17 protein-coding genes are annotated in these 15346 nt (G+C 67.6%); 1 reads left to right on the forward strand and 16 read right to left on the reverse strand.

Annotated elements, in window-relative coordinates:
- Positions 1-160 precede the first annotated feature (160 nt).
- The 7 genes from ACVOME_RS15085 to rlmD form a co-directional block, all read right to left on the reverse strand.
- A complete protein-coding gene (locus ACVOME_RS15085; protein WP_005410590.1) occupies positions 161-367 on the reverse strand; it encodes a cold-shock protein in 207 nt (68 codons plus the stop codon).
- Positions 368-455: 88 nt separating this feature from the next.
- Entirely contained in the window at positions 456-1202 is a 747-nt protein-coding gene (locus ACVOME_RS15090; protein WP_481505246.1) for an S-methyl-5'-thioinosine phosphorylase, read from the reverse strand.
- Between the two features lie 82 nt (positions 1203-1284).
- Entirely contained in the window at positions 1285-1839 is a 555-nt protein-coding gene (locus ACVOME_RS15095; RefSeq protein WP_053520227.1) for a hypoxanthine-guanine phosphoribosyltransferase, read from the reverse strand.
- Complete coding sequence (gene nagZ, locus ACVOME_RS15100; RefSeq protein WP_111186713.1) at positions 1839-2846, reverse strand: beta-N-acetylhexosaminidase; 1008 nt, start codon at positions 2844-2846, stop codon at positions 1839-1841. The genes ACVOME_RS15095 and nagZ overlap by 1 nt, the downstream gene beginning before the upstream one ends.
- Before the next feature lie 103 nt (positions 2847-2949).
- Positions 2950-3642, reverse strand: coding sequence for a DsbA family oxidoreductase (locus tag ACVOME_RS15105; protein ID WP_053520229.1), 693 nt, complete (start codon positions 3640-3642; stop codon positions 2950-2952).
- Positions 3643-3691: 49 nt separating this feature from the next.
- Positions 3692-4177, reverse strand: coding sequence for a CYTH domain-containing protein (locus ACVOME_RS15110; RefSeq protein ID WP_053520230.1), 486 nt, complete (start codon positions 4175-4177; stop codon positions 3692-3694).
- A 33-nt stretch (positions 4178-4210) separates the two neighbouring features.
- Positions 4211-5545, reverse strand: a complete 1335-nt coding sequence (gene rlmD, locus ACVOME_RS15115) for a 23S rRNA (uracil(1939)-C(5))-methyltransferase RlmD (RefSeq protein WP_111186714.1) — start codon at positions 5543-5545, stop codon at positions 4211-4213.
- Positions 5546-5674: 129 nt separating this feature from the next.
- On the opposite strand from rlmD, the gene ACVOME_RS15120 reads away from it, so the two are divergent.
- Positions 5675-6403, forward strand: coding sequence for a response regulator (locus ACVOME_RS15120; protein WP_053520232.1), 729 nt, complete (start codon positions 5675-5677; stop codon positions 6401-6403).
- Positions 6404-6501: 98 nt separating this feature from the next.
- Here ACVOME_RS15120 and recO read toward each other — a convergent pair whose 3' ends face one another.
- The 9 genes from recO to rpoE form a co-directional block, all read right to left on the reverse strand.
- A complete protein-coding gene (gene recO, locus ACVOME_RS15125; RefSeq protein ID WP_053520233.1) occupies positions 6502-7221 on the reverse strand; it encodes a DNA repair protein RecO in 720 nt (239 codons plus the stop codon).
- 18 nt (positions 7222-7239) lie between these two features.
- Entirely contained in the window at positions 7240-8136 is an 897-nt protein-coding gene (era, locus tag ACVOME_RS15130; protein ID WP_053520234.1) for a GTPase Era, read from the reverse strand.
- A complete protein-coding gene (gene rnc, locus ACVOME_RS15135) occupies positions 8133-8813 on the reverse strand; it encodes a ribonuclease III (RefSeq protein ID WP_053520235.1) in 681 nt (226 codons plus the stop codon). The genes era and rnc overlap by 4 nt, the downstream gene beginning before the upstream one ends.
- The gene (locus tag ACVOME_RS15140) at positions 8803-9186 is read right to left on the reverse strand and encodes a DUF4845 domain-containing protein (protein ID WP_053520236.1); all 384 of its coding nucleotides are present in this window, start codon (positions 9184-9186) and stop codon (positions 8803-8805) included. The genes rnc and ACVOME_RS15140 overlap by 11 nt, the downstream gene beginning before the upstream one ends.
- A gap of 37 nt (positions 9187-9223) precedes the next feature.
- Positions 9224-10018 carry a signal peptidase I gene (gene lepB, locus ACVOME_RS15145; protein WP_053520237.1) on the reverse strand — a complete coding sequence of 265 codons (795 nt, stop codon included), beginning with the start codon at positions 10016-10018 and terminating at the stop codon, positions 9224-9226.
- A gap of 54 nt (positions 10019-10072) precedes the next feature.
- Positions 10073-11866: a translation elongation factor 4 gene (lepA, locus tag ACVOME_RS15150; protein WP_065174904.1), complete on the reverse strand. Its 1794-nt coding sequence runs from the start codon at positions 11864-11866 to the stop codon at positions 10073-10075.
- A 173-nt stretch (positions 11867-12039) separates the two neighbouring features.
- Positions 12040-13572 (reverse strand): DegQ family serine endoprotease, encoded by a 1533-nt coding sequence (locus ACVOME_RS15155; protein ID WP_065181807.1) that lies wholly within the window; start codon positions 13570-13572, stop codon positions 12040-12042.
- 74 nt (positions 13573-13646) lie between these two features.
- Positions 13647-14534 carry a sigma-E factor negative regulatory protein gene (locus ACVOME_RS15160; RefSeq protein ID WP_481505247.1) on the reverse strand — a complete coding sequence of 296 codons (888 nt, stop codon included), beginning with the start codon at positions 14532-14534 and terminating at the stop codon, positions 13647-13649.
- Positions 14531-15151, reverse strand: coding sequence for an RNA polymerase sigma factor RpoE (gene rpoE, locus ACVOME_RS15165; protein WP_065174837.1), 621 nt, complete (start codon positions 15149-15151; stop codon positions 14531-14533). Before rpoE ends, ACVOME_RS15160 begins: the two co-directional genes overlap by 4 nt.
- Positions 15152-15346: the final 195 nt, after the last annotated feature.

Consider the following 15346-nt stretch of genomic DNA (forward strand, 5'->3'; position numbering starts at 1 on the left):
CTGCCGGCGAAGTAAAGGAGGAGGCGACGGTCGAAGGCCGGCGCCGGGGGACATTCGCCGGCAGGGCGGCCCGCCCGCGCGCGGCTTGGGTTCGGTCCCATGCGATGGGCGCAAAAAAAAACCCCGCCGGAGCGGGGTTCTCAACGCACTGTCGAGTGGATCACTCGGCCGGCGTGATGTTCGAAGCCTGGGCACCCTTCGGGCCCTGGGTCACGTCATAGGTGACACGCTGGCCTTCCTGCAGGCTGCGGAAGCCCTTGGAGTTGATGGCGGAGAAGTGCGCGAACACGTCGGCGCTGCCATCCTCCGGCGAGATGAAGCCAAATCCCTTGGCGTCGTTGAACCACTTGACGGTACCGTTCGGCATGGTGATGCGAGACCTTATGCAATGAATGGGTGGTGTACGCTGAACCCGCGTACTGGCTGAGTATGCAAAGCTTGCTCGGCGAAGACAATCACCCCCGTGCCAATTCGCCGATCAGTTCCGGAAGTCCATTGCTCGCCGCCTGCACATTGGCCAGCACTTCGGCCATCGTGATCTCCTCGCCATCACCACAGCCCGCGGCCCAGTTCGCCACGATCGCCAGGCACGCGTAATCCAGTCCCAACTCCCGCGCCAGCGCGGCTTCGGGCATTCCGGTCATGCCCACCAGATCGCAGCCATCGCGCCGCATGCGGGCGATTTCCGCGATGGTTTCCAGCCTCGGCCCCTGCGTCGCACCGTAGCAGCCACCGTCATGGACCGTGACACCCGTCACTTTGGCCGCGGCCAGAATCTTGCTCCGCAGCATCGGCGTGTACGGGTGGCCGAAGTCCACATGCAGCACTTCGGTACCCTCTTCTTCACAGATCGTGCTGATCCGGCCCCAGGTGTAGTCGATGATCTGGTCCGGGCAGGCCAGCACGCGCGGCCCGACCTGCTCGGTGATGCCCCCGACGGTGTTCAGCGCCAGCACGCGCTGGGCGCCGATCTGCTGCAGCGCAGCCAGATTGGCGCGGTAGTTGATCTTGTGCGGCGGCAGCGAGTGGCCCTCGCCATGGCGCGCAAGGAACGCCACGCGGTTGCCCAGCAGCGTGCCCACGCGCACCGGGCCGGAGGGACGGCCGAAGCAGGTCTCGACCTCGTGGGTCTGCACATCGTCGAGCTTGGCCAGGTTGTAGACACCGGTACCGCCGATCACGGCCAGGGCGATCTGTTGCATCGAAAGCACTCCAGAGAAAGACGAACGCCGGCACCCGAGGATGCCGGCGGCGGCAAAGGACGGCCGCGGACGGCCGTGCCTGTTATTCCTTCATCGCGTAGATGGCCGGCACGCAGCGCAGGGTCTCGTTGACGTCCATGCCGAAACCGAACACGTAGCGGTCGGGCAGTTCGATACCGGCGTAGTCAGCCGTCACATCCGGCAGCCCGCGATCGTGCTTCTTCACCGTCATCGCCGCGATGCGCACGTCGGTCGCGCCCTGTTCCAGGCACCAGGTGCGCACGCCCTGCAGGGTGTAGCCCTCATCGAGGATGTCATCGACCAGCAGCACACGGCGGCCGAACAGCGCGGTGGCCGGCTTGTGCTTCCACACCAGGTCGCCGCCGGTGGTTTCACCGCGATAGCGGGTGGCGTGCAGGTAATCGAACTGCACGTCCTGGCCGCGCGCACCCAGTTCCAGCGCCAGCTGGCCGGCGAACGGCAGCGCACCGTGCATGATCGACAGGAACAGTGGCACCTCGCCCTTGTAATCGCGCGCGATGGCGTCGGCGATACCGGCGATGGCCTTGTCGATGGTGGGGCGGTCAACCAGCAGGTCGGCCTGGGCCAGGGCCTGGGAAATGGTGAGGTTCGGCATCAGACGGTTCTTCCAAGGGTTTCAAGCAGACGGGATTGAGTGTCGCCATGGCGGGCATCGGCCAGCAGGCCATCCCAGCCAAGCGCGCCGCGGCCGAGCAGGCCAAGCAGCGCAGCGGTATTGAGGGAGCGTCCCTGCACCGCGTGCAGGGCTTCATCGACCAGCTCCGGATGGCAGACCAGCACGACGTCGCAGCCCGCATCCAGGTGCGCGTGCACGCGTGCCGCAACGCCACCGGCATGGTGCGAAGCGGCCATGCCGATGTCGTCGGAGAACACCACGCCGCGGAAGCCCAGCTCGCCACGCAGCACCTCCTGGATCCAGCGCGGCGAATAGCCGGCAGGTTCCGGCGCCACCTGCGGGTAGATCACGTGCGCCATCATCACGGCGTCGGCACCGGCGGCAACACCGGCCCGGAACGGCACCAGGTCCTGCGCGCGCAGTTCGTCCAGCGTCCGCGGATCGACCGCGGTATCGACATGGGTGTCTTCCAGCACGGTGCCATGGCCGGGAAAATGCTTGAGAGTGGCCGCCATGCCGGCCGCGTGCATGCCGCGTACGTAGGCCTCGGTGAACGCAGCCACGACCTGCGGGTCTTCACTGAAAGCGCGGTTGCCGATCGCAAGGTTGCCACGGCCCAGGTCGACCACCGGGGCAAAGCTCAGGTCCACGCCACTGGCGCGCACTTCGCTGGCCATCAGCCAGGCGTGCTGCTCGGCCAGCGCCAACGCGGCGCCGGGATCCTTCGCATAGCCGGCACCGATCTCCTGCAGCGGCGGCAGATCGCTGTAGCCCTTGCGGAAACGCTGCACGCGACCGCCTTCCTGGTCGACGCAGATCAGCTGCGGGCGCGGCGCGGCCTCGCGGATCGCGGCGCTGAGCTCGCTCACCTGCTGGCGGGAGGCGAAGTTGCGCGTGAACAGCACCACCCCGGCAACGGCGTCGTGCTGCAGCCAGTCGCGTTCCTGGGGGGTCAGTTCAGTGCCGGCAACGCCGATCAGCAGCATGGTCGTTCTCCACAACGGGCGCCCGCATGGCGCAGTGCCGCATTGTCGCAGAACCGGCCGTTGGACGCAGGTGGGGGCGTCCATCGCGCGCCCCCTCGAAGGATCAGACCCTGCAGCCGTCCGCGCCACAGGCGTCGTCGCCACTGCGCCCGGTTGCCGTGCCCTGCTCCGCCGCGATCTGCCGCAGCGCCTGGGCGAAGGCTTCCGGAGGCTGGGCGCCGGAGATCGCCCAGCGGCCGTCGATGACGAAGGTCGGCACCGAGGAAACACCCAGCGCACGGGCCTGGTCCAGTCCCGCTTCGACCTCGGCCAGGCCGCGTGAGGAGGCCAGCATCTGGGCGATCTCTGCCGCATCCAGTCCGCCTGCCACACCGGCCCGGGTCAGCACCTCTGTGTCCGCCAGATTCTGGCCGTGCTCGAAATGAGCGCGGAACAGCGCCTCTCCGACCGCGTCCTGCACACCGTGCTGGCCGGCCAGCCACAGCAGCCGGTGCGCTGGCAGGGTGGTCACCCGCACCTGGCCCTGGCTGAAGTCCATGGGCAGGCCTTCGCCACGGGCGGTGGCCTGGGTCTGGCCGAGAATCTGCTCTGTGCGCTCGACACCGCCGAACTTGCGCGCATACGCCTCGCGCAGCGGCACCGGCGTGGTGCCCGCATCCGGGTCCAGCTGGAACGGCTGCCAGTGGATGTCGAGTACTGGGGCATCGGCCCCCAGCAACTGCACCCCCTGCTGGAAACGGTGCTTGCCGATCCAGCACCAGGGACAGACCACGTCGGAGTAGATGTCGATTCTCATCCCACCGACATGGGGTCCGGGCGCCCCGAAAAAAGGGGGAACGCCCCTTTCACCAGCGTGAATAGGGATGACTGGCCAGTGCGACGTTGTAGTAGCGCGGGTCGTCGGTGACCTCCGCGCCGGCCCAGTCCGGCAGGACGATGGCCTGCCCGGCGCTTTCCAGCTCGACTTCGGCCACCACCAGGCCGGCGTTGTCGCCCAGGAACTCATCCACTTCCCAGGTCAGGCCGGCATGCTCGACTAGGTGGCGACGCTTGTCGATCAGGCCCCCCACGCACAGCGCCAGCAGCGCGCGCGCATCCTCCACCGGAATCGGGTAATCAAACTCCTGGCGGGTATGGCCGATCGTGCGCGACTTCAGGTTCAGCGCGGCGTGCTCACCTTCAATGCGCACCCGCACGGACGCGTTCTGGCGACCGCTGTCGAGCGCGCCCAGATCGTTGATGTAGCCCTGCGCCATCGGAATCACCCGGTGTGCGGCCGCACGCCAGCCGTCGCTGCTGACGAGGAATTTGCGTTCGATCTCGATGCCCATCGCGCCATTATGCGCGATGGGCATGACAGCGGGTCAGCGCTTTTCGAACACCGCGATGCTTTCCACGTGCGCGGTGTGCGGGAACATGTCCATGGCGCCGGCACTGACCAGGCTGAAGCCCTGCTCGTTCACCAGGTAGCCCGCGTCCCGGGCCAGCGATCCCGGATGGCAGCTGACGTACACGATGCGCTTGAACTGCTTCAACGGCAGCTGCTGCAGCACCTCGATCGCGCCCGAGCGCGGCGGGTCCAGCAACAGCTTGTCGAAGCCCTGGCGCATCCACGGCGTGGCGCGCTGGTCCTGGGTCAGGTCGGCGCTGTAGAACTGGGCGTTGCCCAGCCCGTTGCGCTCGGCGTTCTCACGTGCGCGGGCAACGAGGCCCGCGTCGCCTTCCACGCCCACCACCTCGCGCACGCGGCGCGCCAGCGGCAGGGTGAAGTTGCCCAGCCCGCAGAACAGGTCCAGCACGCGCTCGTCCTCACCCGGCTCCAGCAGATCCAGGGTGTGAGCGATCATCTTCTCGTTGAGCTTGGCATTGACCTGGATGAAATCCAGTGGCCGGAATGCCAGTTCGACATCCCACGGCGCCAGCCGGAACGACAGCGGCACGCCCTGGCCGTCCAGCGGATGGACGGTGTCCACGCCACCGGGTTGCAGGTAGATTGCAAATCCGTGCTGCTGGCCGAAGCTGGCCCATGCGGCGCGGTCGGCATCACTGAGCGGCTGCAGATGGCGCACGGTCAGCGCGATGGCCTGGTCACCGCCGATGAATTCGATCTGCGGGATGTCGCGCTTGCCGTCGAGCGACTCGATGAAGGTCGACAGCGCCTGCACCCTGGTGCCCACTTCGGGGATCACGGTCAGGCACTGGCTGAGATCGGCGACGAAGCGCGGGTCCTGTTCACGGAAGCCGACCAGGGTCTTGTCCTTCTTCTCGACGCGGCGCACCGAGAAGCGCCCCTTGCGGCGGTAACCCCAGCTGTCGCCGACCAGCGGTGGCAGCACGCGGCCCGGCTTCACGTGACCGATGCGTTCCAGGTTGTCCATCAGCACGCGCTGCTTGGCAACGATCTGCTGGTCTTCATCCAGGTGCTGCAGCACGCAGCCAGCGCAGGTGCCGAAATGCGGGCACTTCGGCGTCACCCGCTGTGGCGAGGCCTGCAGCACTTCCACGGTGCGTGCTTCGTCGAAATGGCGGCTGCGGGCGGTCTGTTCAGCCATGACCACCTCGCCCGGCAGAGCGCCGCTGATGAAGGTGACCTTGCCACCTTCGCCTTCACGGCGGGCGACGCCGCGACCATCATGGCTGAGGTCGAGGATCTCGGTCTGGAACGGGGTACGGTCGATGCGGGAGCGGGATCGGGCCACGTGGCAACAGGCTGCGGGCGAAAATGGGCGCGTATTGTCGCAGATCCTGACCGGCGGGGCCCGCCGCCGCTTGCGCCAGCCGCCGCCGTGCTTGATGATGTCAACCAGCTGACATGGAGGCAGCCCCTGATGCAGATGACCCCGCGGGCCGGTCGGCCCCGCTTCCTGCTTGTCGAGGACGACATCATCAGCCGCGGGTTTTTCAAGGCGGCGTTGGAAACCCTGCCGGCGGACGTCGATACCGCGGACTCCCTTGCCAGTGCCCTGGCAAGCGCCGAGCCTGGGGCCCACGACCTGTGGCTGATCGACGTCAACCTGCCTGACGGCAATGGCGCGCAGCTGCTGCGCGAACTGCGCCGTTCGCATCCGGACACGCCTGCGCTGGCGCATACCGCCGACGGCGACACGTCCATCCATGCGCGCCTGCGTGAGGCCGGTTTCAGCGACACCCTGGTCAAGCCGCTCGGCCGCGACCAGTTGCTGAAGGCGGTCCGCCGCGCCCTGGTCAACTCGCCGGCCGGCATCGCCGTCGCTCCGGCCCCCGCTGCGATCGAGCTGAACGGGCAGGACTGGGACGAGACCGCTGCTCTGGCCGCTCTCAATGGCCAGCGCAATCACCTGATCGCCCTGCGCGAGCTGTTCCTTGCGGAACTGCCGGGCGTCCGCGATGCGGTGGAGCAGGCCGTGGACCAGCATGATGAACGCCAGCTGCGCAGCCAGCTGCACCGGCTGCAGGCAAGCTGCGGCTTCGTCGGTGCCGCACGGCTGGGCCGCGCGGTGCGCCAGCTGCACCACATGCCGGAGTCGGACCTGGCACAAGCGGGCTTCCGCGCCGCGGTAGCGGCACTGCTGCACTGAGGGTTGCCCGGCACGGGTGCGCCCTGCCCCGTCGGATATCGAAATCAATCCGGGGTCAGATCCCTTTCCCTGCGGAAGACGGTTCTGACCCCGCCCGCCTACCGCCGGGGGGCCAACTGCTCCAGCAGCTCCCAGGACTTCAGCCCCCGTGGCCCCAGGTGGTGCGCCAGCACCCGCCGCATGGGCAGCCGCAGGCTCGCCAGATCGGCAGGCCCCGGCTCCTCGTCGGCCGCCAGCGCCAACAGCGCCGAACCGGTGGCCGCCGCACTGCGCTCTCCACCGCGCTCGCTGAGCAGCCGTTGCGGCCCTTCCTGCGGATCCAGCGCATAACGCGCTGCCGGATCGATCGGCTGACCATCGCTGGCGCTTTCCAGATCGAAACCGAGCCCCAGTGCGGCAAGCAGCTCGCGCTCGAAGCGGCGCAGCGTCCAGGCCAGTCCGGCGCCCACTGCCAGCCGCGCGCGTGCCTCGCCGTACGCCAGGTACACCTCCGGCAACGGATCCTGGCGTGGCGCCAGCCGCAGCGTCAGTTCACTCAGGTAGAAGCCGGCCAGCATGGCCTGGCCGACCAGCCGCGGCGCCGCGTCCAGCGCTTCGGCGGCACGCAGCTGCGCCAGTTCGCCGCGCTGCTGTGCGCTGAAGCGGATCCACTGCAGCGGCTGCAGGGCCGCGCGCAACACCTGGCCCTTGGCCGTGGACACGCCGCGCGCAAGCAGGCCGATCCGGCCATGCTCCGCGCTCAGCACCTCCACCAGCAGGCTGGTTTCGCGATAGGCCCGTGCATGCAGCACGAACCCCGTGTCGTCCTCGATGATCACCGAAGCGATCGCCGTGGCTTACTCGTAACCGAAGGCCTTCAGCGCGGCCTCGTCGTCGGACCAGCCTTCACGTACGCGCACCCAGGTTTCCAGGAACACCTTGGCACCGAACAGACGCTCCATCTGCAGGCGCGACTTGGCCCCGATCTCCTTCAGGCGCGCGCCCCCCTTGCCGATCACGATGGCCTTCTGGCCTTCCCGCTCGACCCAGATCACCGCGCCGATGCGCAGAAGATTGCCATCCTCGGTGAAGCGCTCGATCTCCACGGTGGTGGCATAGGGCAGCTCCTCGCCAAGCTGGCGCATCAGCTGCTCACGTACCAGTTCACCGGCAAGGAAACGTTGGCTGCGGTCGGTGATCTCGTCCTCGCCGAACATCGGCGGGGCTTCCGGCAGCAGCTCCAGCACGTCACGCACCAGGGCGTCCAGGCCGTTGCGCTTCTGCGCCGAGATCGGATGCACGGCGGCGAAATCACGGCCGGCGGTCACCTCCTGCAGGAACGGCAGCAGCGCGCCCTTGTCCTTCAGGCGATCGATCTTGTTGACCACCAGCACCACCGGGATGCCGGCATCGCGCAGCACGTTGAAGGCCAGGCTGTCTTCGTCATCCCAGCGCCCGGCCTCGATCACCAGCAGGCCTGCATCCACGCCTTCCAGCGAGCCGCGCGCGGCGCGGTTCATCACCCGGTTCATCGCCCGCTTCTGCACCTTGTGCAGGCCCGGGGTATCGACCAGCACCAGCTGGCCTTCCGGATAGGTGGCGATGCCGAGCAGGCGGTGGCGGGTGGTCTGCGGCCGGTTGGAGACGATGCTGACCTTGGCCCCGACCAGGGCATTGGTCAGGGTCGACTTGCCGACGTTCGGGCGGCCGATGACGGCCACGCTGCCGCAATGATGGGAAGTTTGTTCGCTCACTTGGAATCCAGTTGTTCTAGGACGGCTGCAGCCGCCTGTTGTTCGGCAAGCCGCCGCGAGGCGCCTTCGCCCTCGGTGCTGGCGGCCGGGTCGGCCACGTTGCAGCGTACCCGGAAATGTTTGGCGTGGTCGTCACCGGATTCTGACACCAGTTCGTACTGGGGCAACGCCTTCTGCCGGGCCTGCAGCCATTCCTGCAGGCGGGTCTTGGGATCCTTCTCGGGGCGGCCGGTGGCCGGCAGCGCCTCCATCGAGGCCGTGAACCAGGGCAGCACGGTCTCCCGGCACGCGTCAAAACCGGCGTCCAGGTAGATCGCGGCCACCACCGCCTCCAGTGCATCGGCCAGGATCGAGTCGCGGCGGTGCCCGCCCGACTTCATCTCGCCCGCGCCCAGGATCAGCCGTTCGCCCAGCTGCAGGGTACGGGCGATCACTGCCAGCGCCCCTTCACGCACCAGCTCGGCGCGGGCGCGGGTCAGTGCGCCCTCGTCGGCCTTGGGCCAGCGCTGGTACAGCGCCTCGGCGACCATCATGTTGACGATGCTGTCGCCGAGGAATTCCAGGCGCTCGTTATGCGGCACGCCGGCACTGCGATGGGTCAGCGCCTGCTTGAGCAGCGCCGGGTCGCGGAAGGCATGGCCGATCAGGTCGCCACGTTGGATGAATTTACTGGGCACCGCTTCGGGTCAGGTCCTGGGAAGAATCGAATTTGCCAACCACATCGAGGTTGCCGATCAACGGGCGACGCACTTCGTAGTTGACCTTGAGGGTCCAGCCATTGTCGCGGCGATCGAACTTGACGTTGCCCGGCTTCACGTTGTCCGAGTAGTTGATGTACAGCCGCTTGAAGAACAGATCCTGGATCCGCGCCGGCTCCATGCTGGCCACGCCCGGCTGGCTGGCCAGGCTCTTCATCGCCGAGCGTACCGCGTAATACTCCTGGTACATCGGGAACAGCTTCATGCCGATGTAGATGAAGAAGCCAACCACGACCAGGACCACCAGAAACGAGGTCAGGGTGATGCCGCGCTGCGTGTTCATCGTCTTCATTGCGTTCTCCCCAGATACGCGTTGGATGTGAAAATACTCAGTTGATGCCCGAGCCGATCCGCGACGGCTCGAAACCGTCCTTGCAGAACCAGCCCTGGCAGTTCAGCCAGATCAGGAATGCCTTGCCCCGCAGGTTCTCTTCCGGCAGCAGCCCCCAGAAGCGTCCATCATCGCTGTTGTCACGGTTGTCGCCCATCACCAGGTACTTGCCGGCCGGCACCGTCCACTGGCCTTGGCCACGCGGATAGTCGGTCTCCAGCACGGTATGGGTGCGGCCCGGGAGATGCTCGACCAGCAGGTTGGCGCCCTCGCCCTGGCCCTTGTGGCCGGCGTAGATGCCCTTGTTGTCGTACTTCACCGGCTCGCCGTTCAGCACCAAGCTGTCGCCCTCGAACACCACGGTGTCACCCGGCACGCCGATCACGCGCTTGATGAAGTTCTCGCCCTTGGCCGGGTCGTTGTCGCCGTGGCCCGGGAAGTGGAACACCACCACATCGCCGCGCGCGGGATCACCCACCGGCACGAAGCGGGTATTGGTGATCGGCAGGCGCAGGCCATAGGCGAACTTGTTGACCAGGATGAAATCACCGATCAGCAGGTTCGGCATCATCGAGCTGGACGGGATCTTGTACGGCTCGGCGATGAAGCTGCGCACGACCAGCACGATCGCCAGCACCGGGAAGAATGCACGCGAGTAATCCACCAGCACCGGCTCGGTGTCGAGCAGGCCTGCACGCTGGGCGCGGCGCCTGGCGAAGTACAGCTTGTCCGCAAGCAGGATCAGGCCCGAGGCCAGGGTCAGCACGACCAGGAGGATCTCAAACAGTTTCATTCAGGGTCCTTTGCAACGTCACCGGACGACCGGCCCCGGAGGGCCGGTGCGCGCTTACTTGTTGTCCATCTGCAGCACGGCCAGGAACGCTTCCTGCGGGATTTCCACGCGGCCGACCTGCTTCATGCGCTTCTTACCTTCCTTCTGCTTTTCCAGAAGCTTCTTCTTGCGCGAAACGTCGCCACCATAGCACTTGGCCAGCACGTTCTTGCGCATGGCCTTGACCGTGGTACGGGCGATGATCTGCGAGCCGACAGCCGCCTGGATCGCCACGTCGAACATCTGCCGCGGGATCAGGTCCTTCATCTTCTCGCACAGCTCGCGGCCGCGGCGGTCGGCATGGCTGCGGTGGACGATCAGCGACAGCGCATCGACCTTGTCGCCATTGATCAGCACGTCCACGCGCACGAACGGGCCGGCATCGAAGCGCACGAAGTGATAGTCCAGCGACGCGTAGCCGCGGCTGACCGACTTCAGCTTGTCGAAGAAGTCCAGCACCACTTCGGCCATCGGCAGCTCGTAGCTGATCTGCACCTGGCTGCCCAGGTAGTTGATGCCGATCTGGCTGCCGCGCTTTTCCTCGCACAGCTTGATGATGTTGCCGATGTACTCCTCGGGGGTGAGTACGTTGGCACGGATGATCGGCTCGCGGATCTCCTGGACCTGGTTCACCGCCGGCAGCTTGGCCGGGTTGTCCATGTTGATGATCGAGCCATCGGTCTTCAGGACCTCGTACACCACCGTCGGCGCGGTGCTGATCAGGTCCAGGTTGTATTCGCGCTCCAGCCGTTCCTGCACGATCTCCATGTGCAGCATGCCGAGGAAGCCGCAGCGGAAACCGAAGCCCATCGCCTCCGAGCTTTCCGGCTCGAAGCGCAGCGCGGCATCGTTCAGGCGCAGCTTGTCCAGTGCCTCGCGCAGGTCCGGATAGTCCTCGGCGTCGACCGGGAACAGGCCGGCGAACACGCGCGGCTGCATTTCCTGGAAGCCCGGCAGCGGCTTCGGTGCCGGATCACCGGCCAGGGTCAGGGTGTCGCCCACCGGCGCACCATGCACGTCCTTGATGCTGGCCGTGACCCAACCCACCTCACCCGCGCGCAGCGCCGGCAACACCTTGCGCTTGGGGGTGAACACGCCGACGTTGTCGACCTGGTGGTTGCGGCCGGTGGACATCACCTGCAGCTTGTCGCCGGCCTTGATCTCGCCCTGCATGACGCGCACCAGCGAGACCACGCCGAGGTAGTTGTCGAACCAGGAGTCGATGATCAGCGCCTGCAGCTTGTCGGTATCGCGCGGCTGCGGCGGCGGAATGCGGTGGACGATGGCCTCCAGCACGTCCTGCACGTTCAGGCCGGTCTTGGCGCTGACCGGCACGGCGTCGCTGGCGTCGATGCCGATCACGGCCTCGATCTCGGCCTTGGCGCGCTCGATGTCGGCCGTAGGCAGGTCGATCTTGTTGATCACCGGCACCACTTCCAGACCCTGCTCCACCGCGGTGTAGCAGTTCGCCACCGACTGCGCTTCCACGCCCTGGGCAGCATCGACCACCAGCAGCGCACCTTCACAGGCGGCCAGCGAGCGGCTGACTTCATACGAGAAATCGACGTGGCCCGGGGTGTCGATGAAGTTCAGATGATAGGTCTGCCCGTCCTTGGCCAGGTACGGCAGCGATACCGACTGCGCCTTGATGGTGATGCCACGCTCGCGCTCGATCGGGTTGGAGTCGAGTACCTGCGCTTCCATCTCGCGGGCCTGCAGGCCACCACAAAGCTGGATGATGCGGTCGGCCAGCGTGGACTTGCCGTGGTCGACGTGGGCGATGATGGAGAAGTTGCGGATGTTCCGCATCGAATCAGATGACATAGGTGGCGGCGGCGCGCGGCGTCGTCAGGGTAACGGTGGATTATCGCACGCCCGGGGCCCGCCCGCGAAAGGCGCCTCGCCGGGCCAGGGCCGGAACGACCGAAGCCCCGCCTGAGCGGGGCTTCGGGGGGCAGCGGCTGCCGGAGCAGCCCCGGTCCTTACTCGCCGGCCTTGACCGCCACGAAGGCGCTGTTGCCGTTGCCGGTGCGGACCAGCAGCATCACCACATCGCCCTTCTTGTAGCTGGACAGCGCGCGGTTCAGCGACTCCACGCCGCTCACCTGGGTGCTGGCCACCTGCAGGATCACCATGCCCGGGGACAGGCCTGCATCCCGGGCGCCCTGCCCCTTGACGCCGGTGATGCGCACGCCCTCGCCCGATTCCAGGCCCAACTGCTTGCGCTGCGGCGCGGTCAGATCGCTGACGTCCAGGCCCAGCAGGGCATTGGCACCACTCTGCGGGGCGGCATCGGCCCTGGCGGTGGCGGGGCTGCGGGCGCTGGCCTGGTCATCCTCGGCCAGCGCGGTCAGGGTGGCGCTCAGGTCGCGCGGCTTGCCGTCACGGATCACGCCCAGGGTGACCCGGCTGCCCGGGGCCATGGCGCCGATCAGCGGCGGCAGATCGGACCAGCTGTTGACCGGTGCGCCGTTCACGGTACGGATCACATCCCCCACCTTCACACCGGCGCGGGCGGCCGCCGAATCCGGCACGATCTGGTTGACCAGCGCACCCCGGCTGTCCGGCAGGCCCATGGCCTGCGCCTTCAGGCCGTCGATCTCCTGCACCACCGCGCCCAGCTGGCCGCGGGTGACCCGGCCGGTCTTCTTGATCTGTTCGACCGCGCTCATCGCCAGGTCGATCGGAATCGCGAAGCTGATGCCCATGTAGCCACCGGACGCAGAGAAGATCTGCGAGTTGATGCCGACCACTTCGCCCCGGGTGTTCAGCAGCGGACCGCCGGAGTTGCCCTGGTTGATCGCCACGTCGGTCTGGATGAACGGCACGTAGCGCTGGTCCGGGCCGCCGGTGCTGCGGCCGAGGGCGCTGACCACGCCGGCGGTGACCGAGTGGTCAAGGCCGAACGGCGAGCCGATCGCGACAACCCACTGGCCCGGCTTCAGGCTGTTGGAATCGCCGACACGGACGGTCGGCAGGTTCCTGCCTTCGATCTTCAGCAGGGCGACGTCGTACTGCTGGTCGCTGCCCACCACCTTGGCGGTGAACTCACGGCGATCGCCCAGCTTGACCTTCACCTCGCTGGCGTCGGCTACCACGTGGTAGTTGGTCAGCACGTAGCCGTCGGGCGAAATGATGAAGCCCGACCCCATGCCGCGGCCCTTGATGCTGGGACCGCCGTCGGGGCCGCCCGGCCCCTGCCCCGGCATCGGGAAGTCCGGGCCGAAGAAGCGACGGAAGAACTCCGGCATGTCGTCGTCCCCCATCGGCCCACGCGCCTGGCGGTTGCTGCGGACGATGGTGGTGTCGACGTTGACCACGCCCGGGCCGACCTGCTCGACGAGGTTGGTGAAATCGGGCAGGCCGGTGACCAGCGGCTGCGCCGGAGCGCGCGGCGCGGCCGCGGCCGCGGCCGGAGCGGTCTGGGCAGCCGGGGACGGCGCCTGGGCACAGGCCACCAGCGGCAGGGTCAGGGCCAGCAGGCCGATGGCCTGCGTGCGGAATCGGGGAGTCATCGGACGGCAACCTCCGGATCGGATGGAAGGGAGAAGAAGGGCCCCGCTATGGGCGGGGCGTGGCGGCACCCGGCTCAGTCGCGCGGGCGGGGCGGCGGCGGCAGGTCGTCCTGCAGGCGCGGCTCGAAGGGGTAGAACGTGGCGCTGCCGGCATGCGCCGGGAAGCTGGCGTTGAGCGCGCCCCCCGCGGCCGGAGCCAGGCTGGAGCGCGGCCACGGCCGGGCCTGCAGGCCGGCCACCTCGCCGAACGGCAGGTTGCGGCTGGCACCGGCCGGCACGGTCGGCACCAAGGGCGCCTGGGCGGCGGCCACGGCCCGCTGCGTCCCGTCGTCACGCTGGGCCACCCGCGCAGCCTGCTGGCCGCGGGTAGCACTGGCGCTGGCGCGGCGTGCGTCCTGGCGACGGCTGGCGGCCAATGCGGCCGCCGGAACACTGGCCACCGCCACCACCGCCGGATCGACCGAGGCTTCGGTCACCGTCGCGGGCGATACCGGTGCCGGCGGCAGCTCGGCCTGGCTGGCCACCACCTGGGGTGCCAGCGGCTCTCCGGGAGGGGTCTCCTTCAGCTTCTCGCCGCCGATCAACAGGGCCACCGCAGCGACCGAGGCAGCCAATGCGGCACCGCCTCCCCAGGTACGCCAGCCGCTGCGGCGCACCTGCCGGTCCTGAGGCCCGGACCGGGGCGTGGGTTCGGCGGCGATGGCAGAGGCAACCGCGGCGCTGAAGCCGGCGGGCGCAAGCACCGACGCCTGCCCGCGCATCACGTCGCCCACCAGCTGCCAGCGCTCCTGGCAGCCGGCCAGTTCCGGGTCATGCTCCATGCGGCGCAGCAGGAAGCGGGCCTCGTCGGCCCCCAGCTCGCCATCGACCAGGGCCGACAGCTGTTCCCGATGGCGCTGGTCAAGCCGCAGCCCGGCCGGCGATTGATGATTCTGCGATTCGTTGAATGGATGACTGGTCATACGCGGCTCTTCTCGCGGGTGGCGCTGCCGATGTCCAGCAGCGGCCGGAGTTCGGTGTCGATCGCCTCGCGCGCCCGGAAGATCCGAGAGCGCACGGTGCCGATCGGGCACCCCATCTTCTGCGCGATTTCCTCGTAGCTCAGGCCTTCCACCTCGCGCAGGGTGATCGCCGACCGGAGTTCTTCCGGCAGCGCGTTGACGGCCTTCATCACTGTCTGTTCCAGCTCCTGGCGCATCAACTCGCGTTCGGGCGTGTCGGTGTCGCGCAGGCGCGTGCCGCTGTCGAACTGTTCGGCATCGCCGATGTCGATGTCATCTGTCGGCGGGCGGCGATTGTGTGAAGCCAGGTAGTTTTTGGCGGTGTTCACGGCGATCCGATGCAACCAGGTTGAGAACTGGGCATCGCCGCGGAAGCTTCCGATCGCGCGGTAGGCGCGTATGAAAGTGTCCTGGGCGACGTCCTGACATTCACTCCAGTCGGCGATGTAGCGACCGACCAGGGCCACGACCCGATGCTGATACTTGCGCACCAGTACATCGAAAGCCGCGCTCTCGCCGCGCTGCACGCGCCGGACCAGTTCCAGATCCAGCTCCTGTGGTGTTTCAACCTCGGCCATGGGGGGCCGCACTCCTGTCAGCCCAACCGACGTCGGGCAATGAGACTGCCAATCCCGGGAAAAGTTCAGTCGCCGATCACCCGGCGCCGCACCAGCTTTTAACCACTGTTCCGTTAGCGTTCTGTTCCACGGCCATGGATCCGGAACCGCCACTCCCCTGCTATAGGGATTTGACGCGGGGGAAACAACCTCTGG

The sequence above is a fragment of the Stenotrophomonas sp. STEN008 genome, from assembly GCF_056760435.1.

Coding starts and splice junctions, on each gene's coding strand:
- ACVOME_RS15085 (WP_005410590.1), bottom strand. CDS start 367: ATGCCGAACGGTACCGTCAAGTGGTTCAACGACGCCAAGGGATTTGGC.
- ACVOME_RS15090 (WP_481505246.1), bottom strand. CDS start 1,202: ATGCAACAGATCGCCCTGGCCGTGATCGGCGGTACCGGTGTCTACAAC.
- ACVOME_RS15095 (WP_053520227.1), bottom strand. CDS start 1,839: ATGCCGAACCTCACCATTTCCCAGGCCCTGGCCCAGGCCGACCTGCTG.
- nagZ (WP_111186713.1), bottom strand. CDS start 2,846: ATGCTGCTGATCGGCGTTGCCGGCACTGAACTGACCCCCCAGGAACGC.
- ACVOME_RS15105 (WP_053520229.1), bottom strand. CDS start 3,642: ATGAGAATCGACATCTACTCCGACGTGGTCTGTCCCTGGTGCTGGATC.
- ACVOME_RS15110 (WP_053520230.1), bottom strand. CDS start 4,177: ATGGGCATCGAGATCGAACGCAAATTCCTCGTCAGCAGCGACGGCTGG.
- ACVOME_RS15120 (WP_053520232.1), top strand. CDS start 5,675: ATGCAGATGACCCCGCGGGCCGGTCGGCCCCGCTTCCTGCTTGTCGAG.
- ACVOME_RS15140 (WP_053520236.1), bottom strand. CDS start 9,186: ATGAAGACGATGAACACGCAGCGCGGCATCACCCTGACCTCGTTTCTG.
- lepB (WP_053520237.1), bottom strand. CDS start 10,018: ATGAAACTGTTTGAGATCCTCCTGGTCGTGCTGACCCTGGCCTCGGGC.
- lepA (WP_065174904.1), bottom strand. CDS start 11,866: ATGCGGAACATCCGCAACTTCTCCATCATCGCCCACGTCGACCACGGC.
- ACVOME_RS15155 (WP_065181807.1), bottom strand. CDS start 13,572: ATGACTCCCCGATTCCGCACGCAGGCCATCGGCCTGCTGGCCCTGACC.
- ACVOME_RS15160 (WP_481505247.1), bottom strand. CDS start 14,534: ATGACCAGTCATCCATTCAACGAATCGCAGAATCATCAATCGCCGGCC.
- rpoE (WP_065174837.1), bottom strand. CDS start 15,151: ATGGCCGAGGTTGAAACACCACAGGAGCTGGATCTGGAACTGGTCCGG.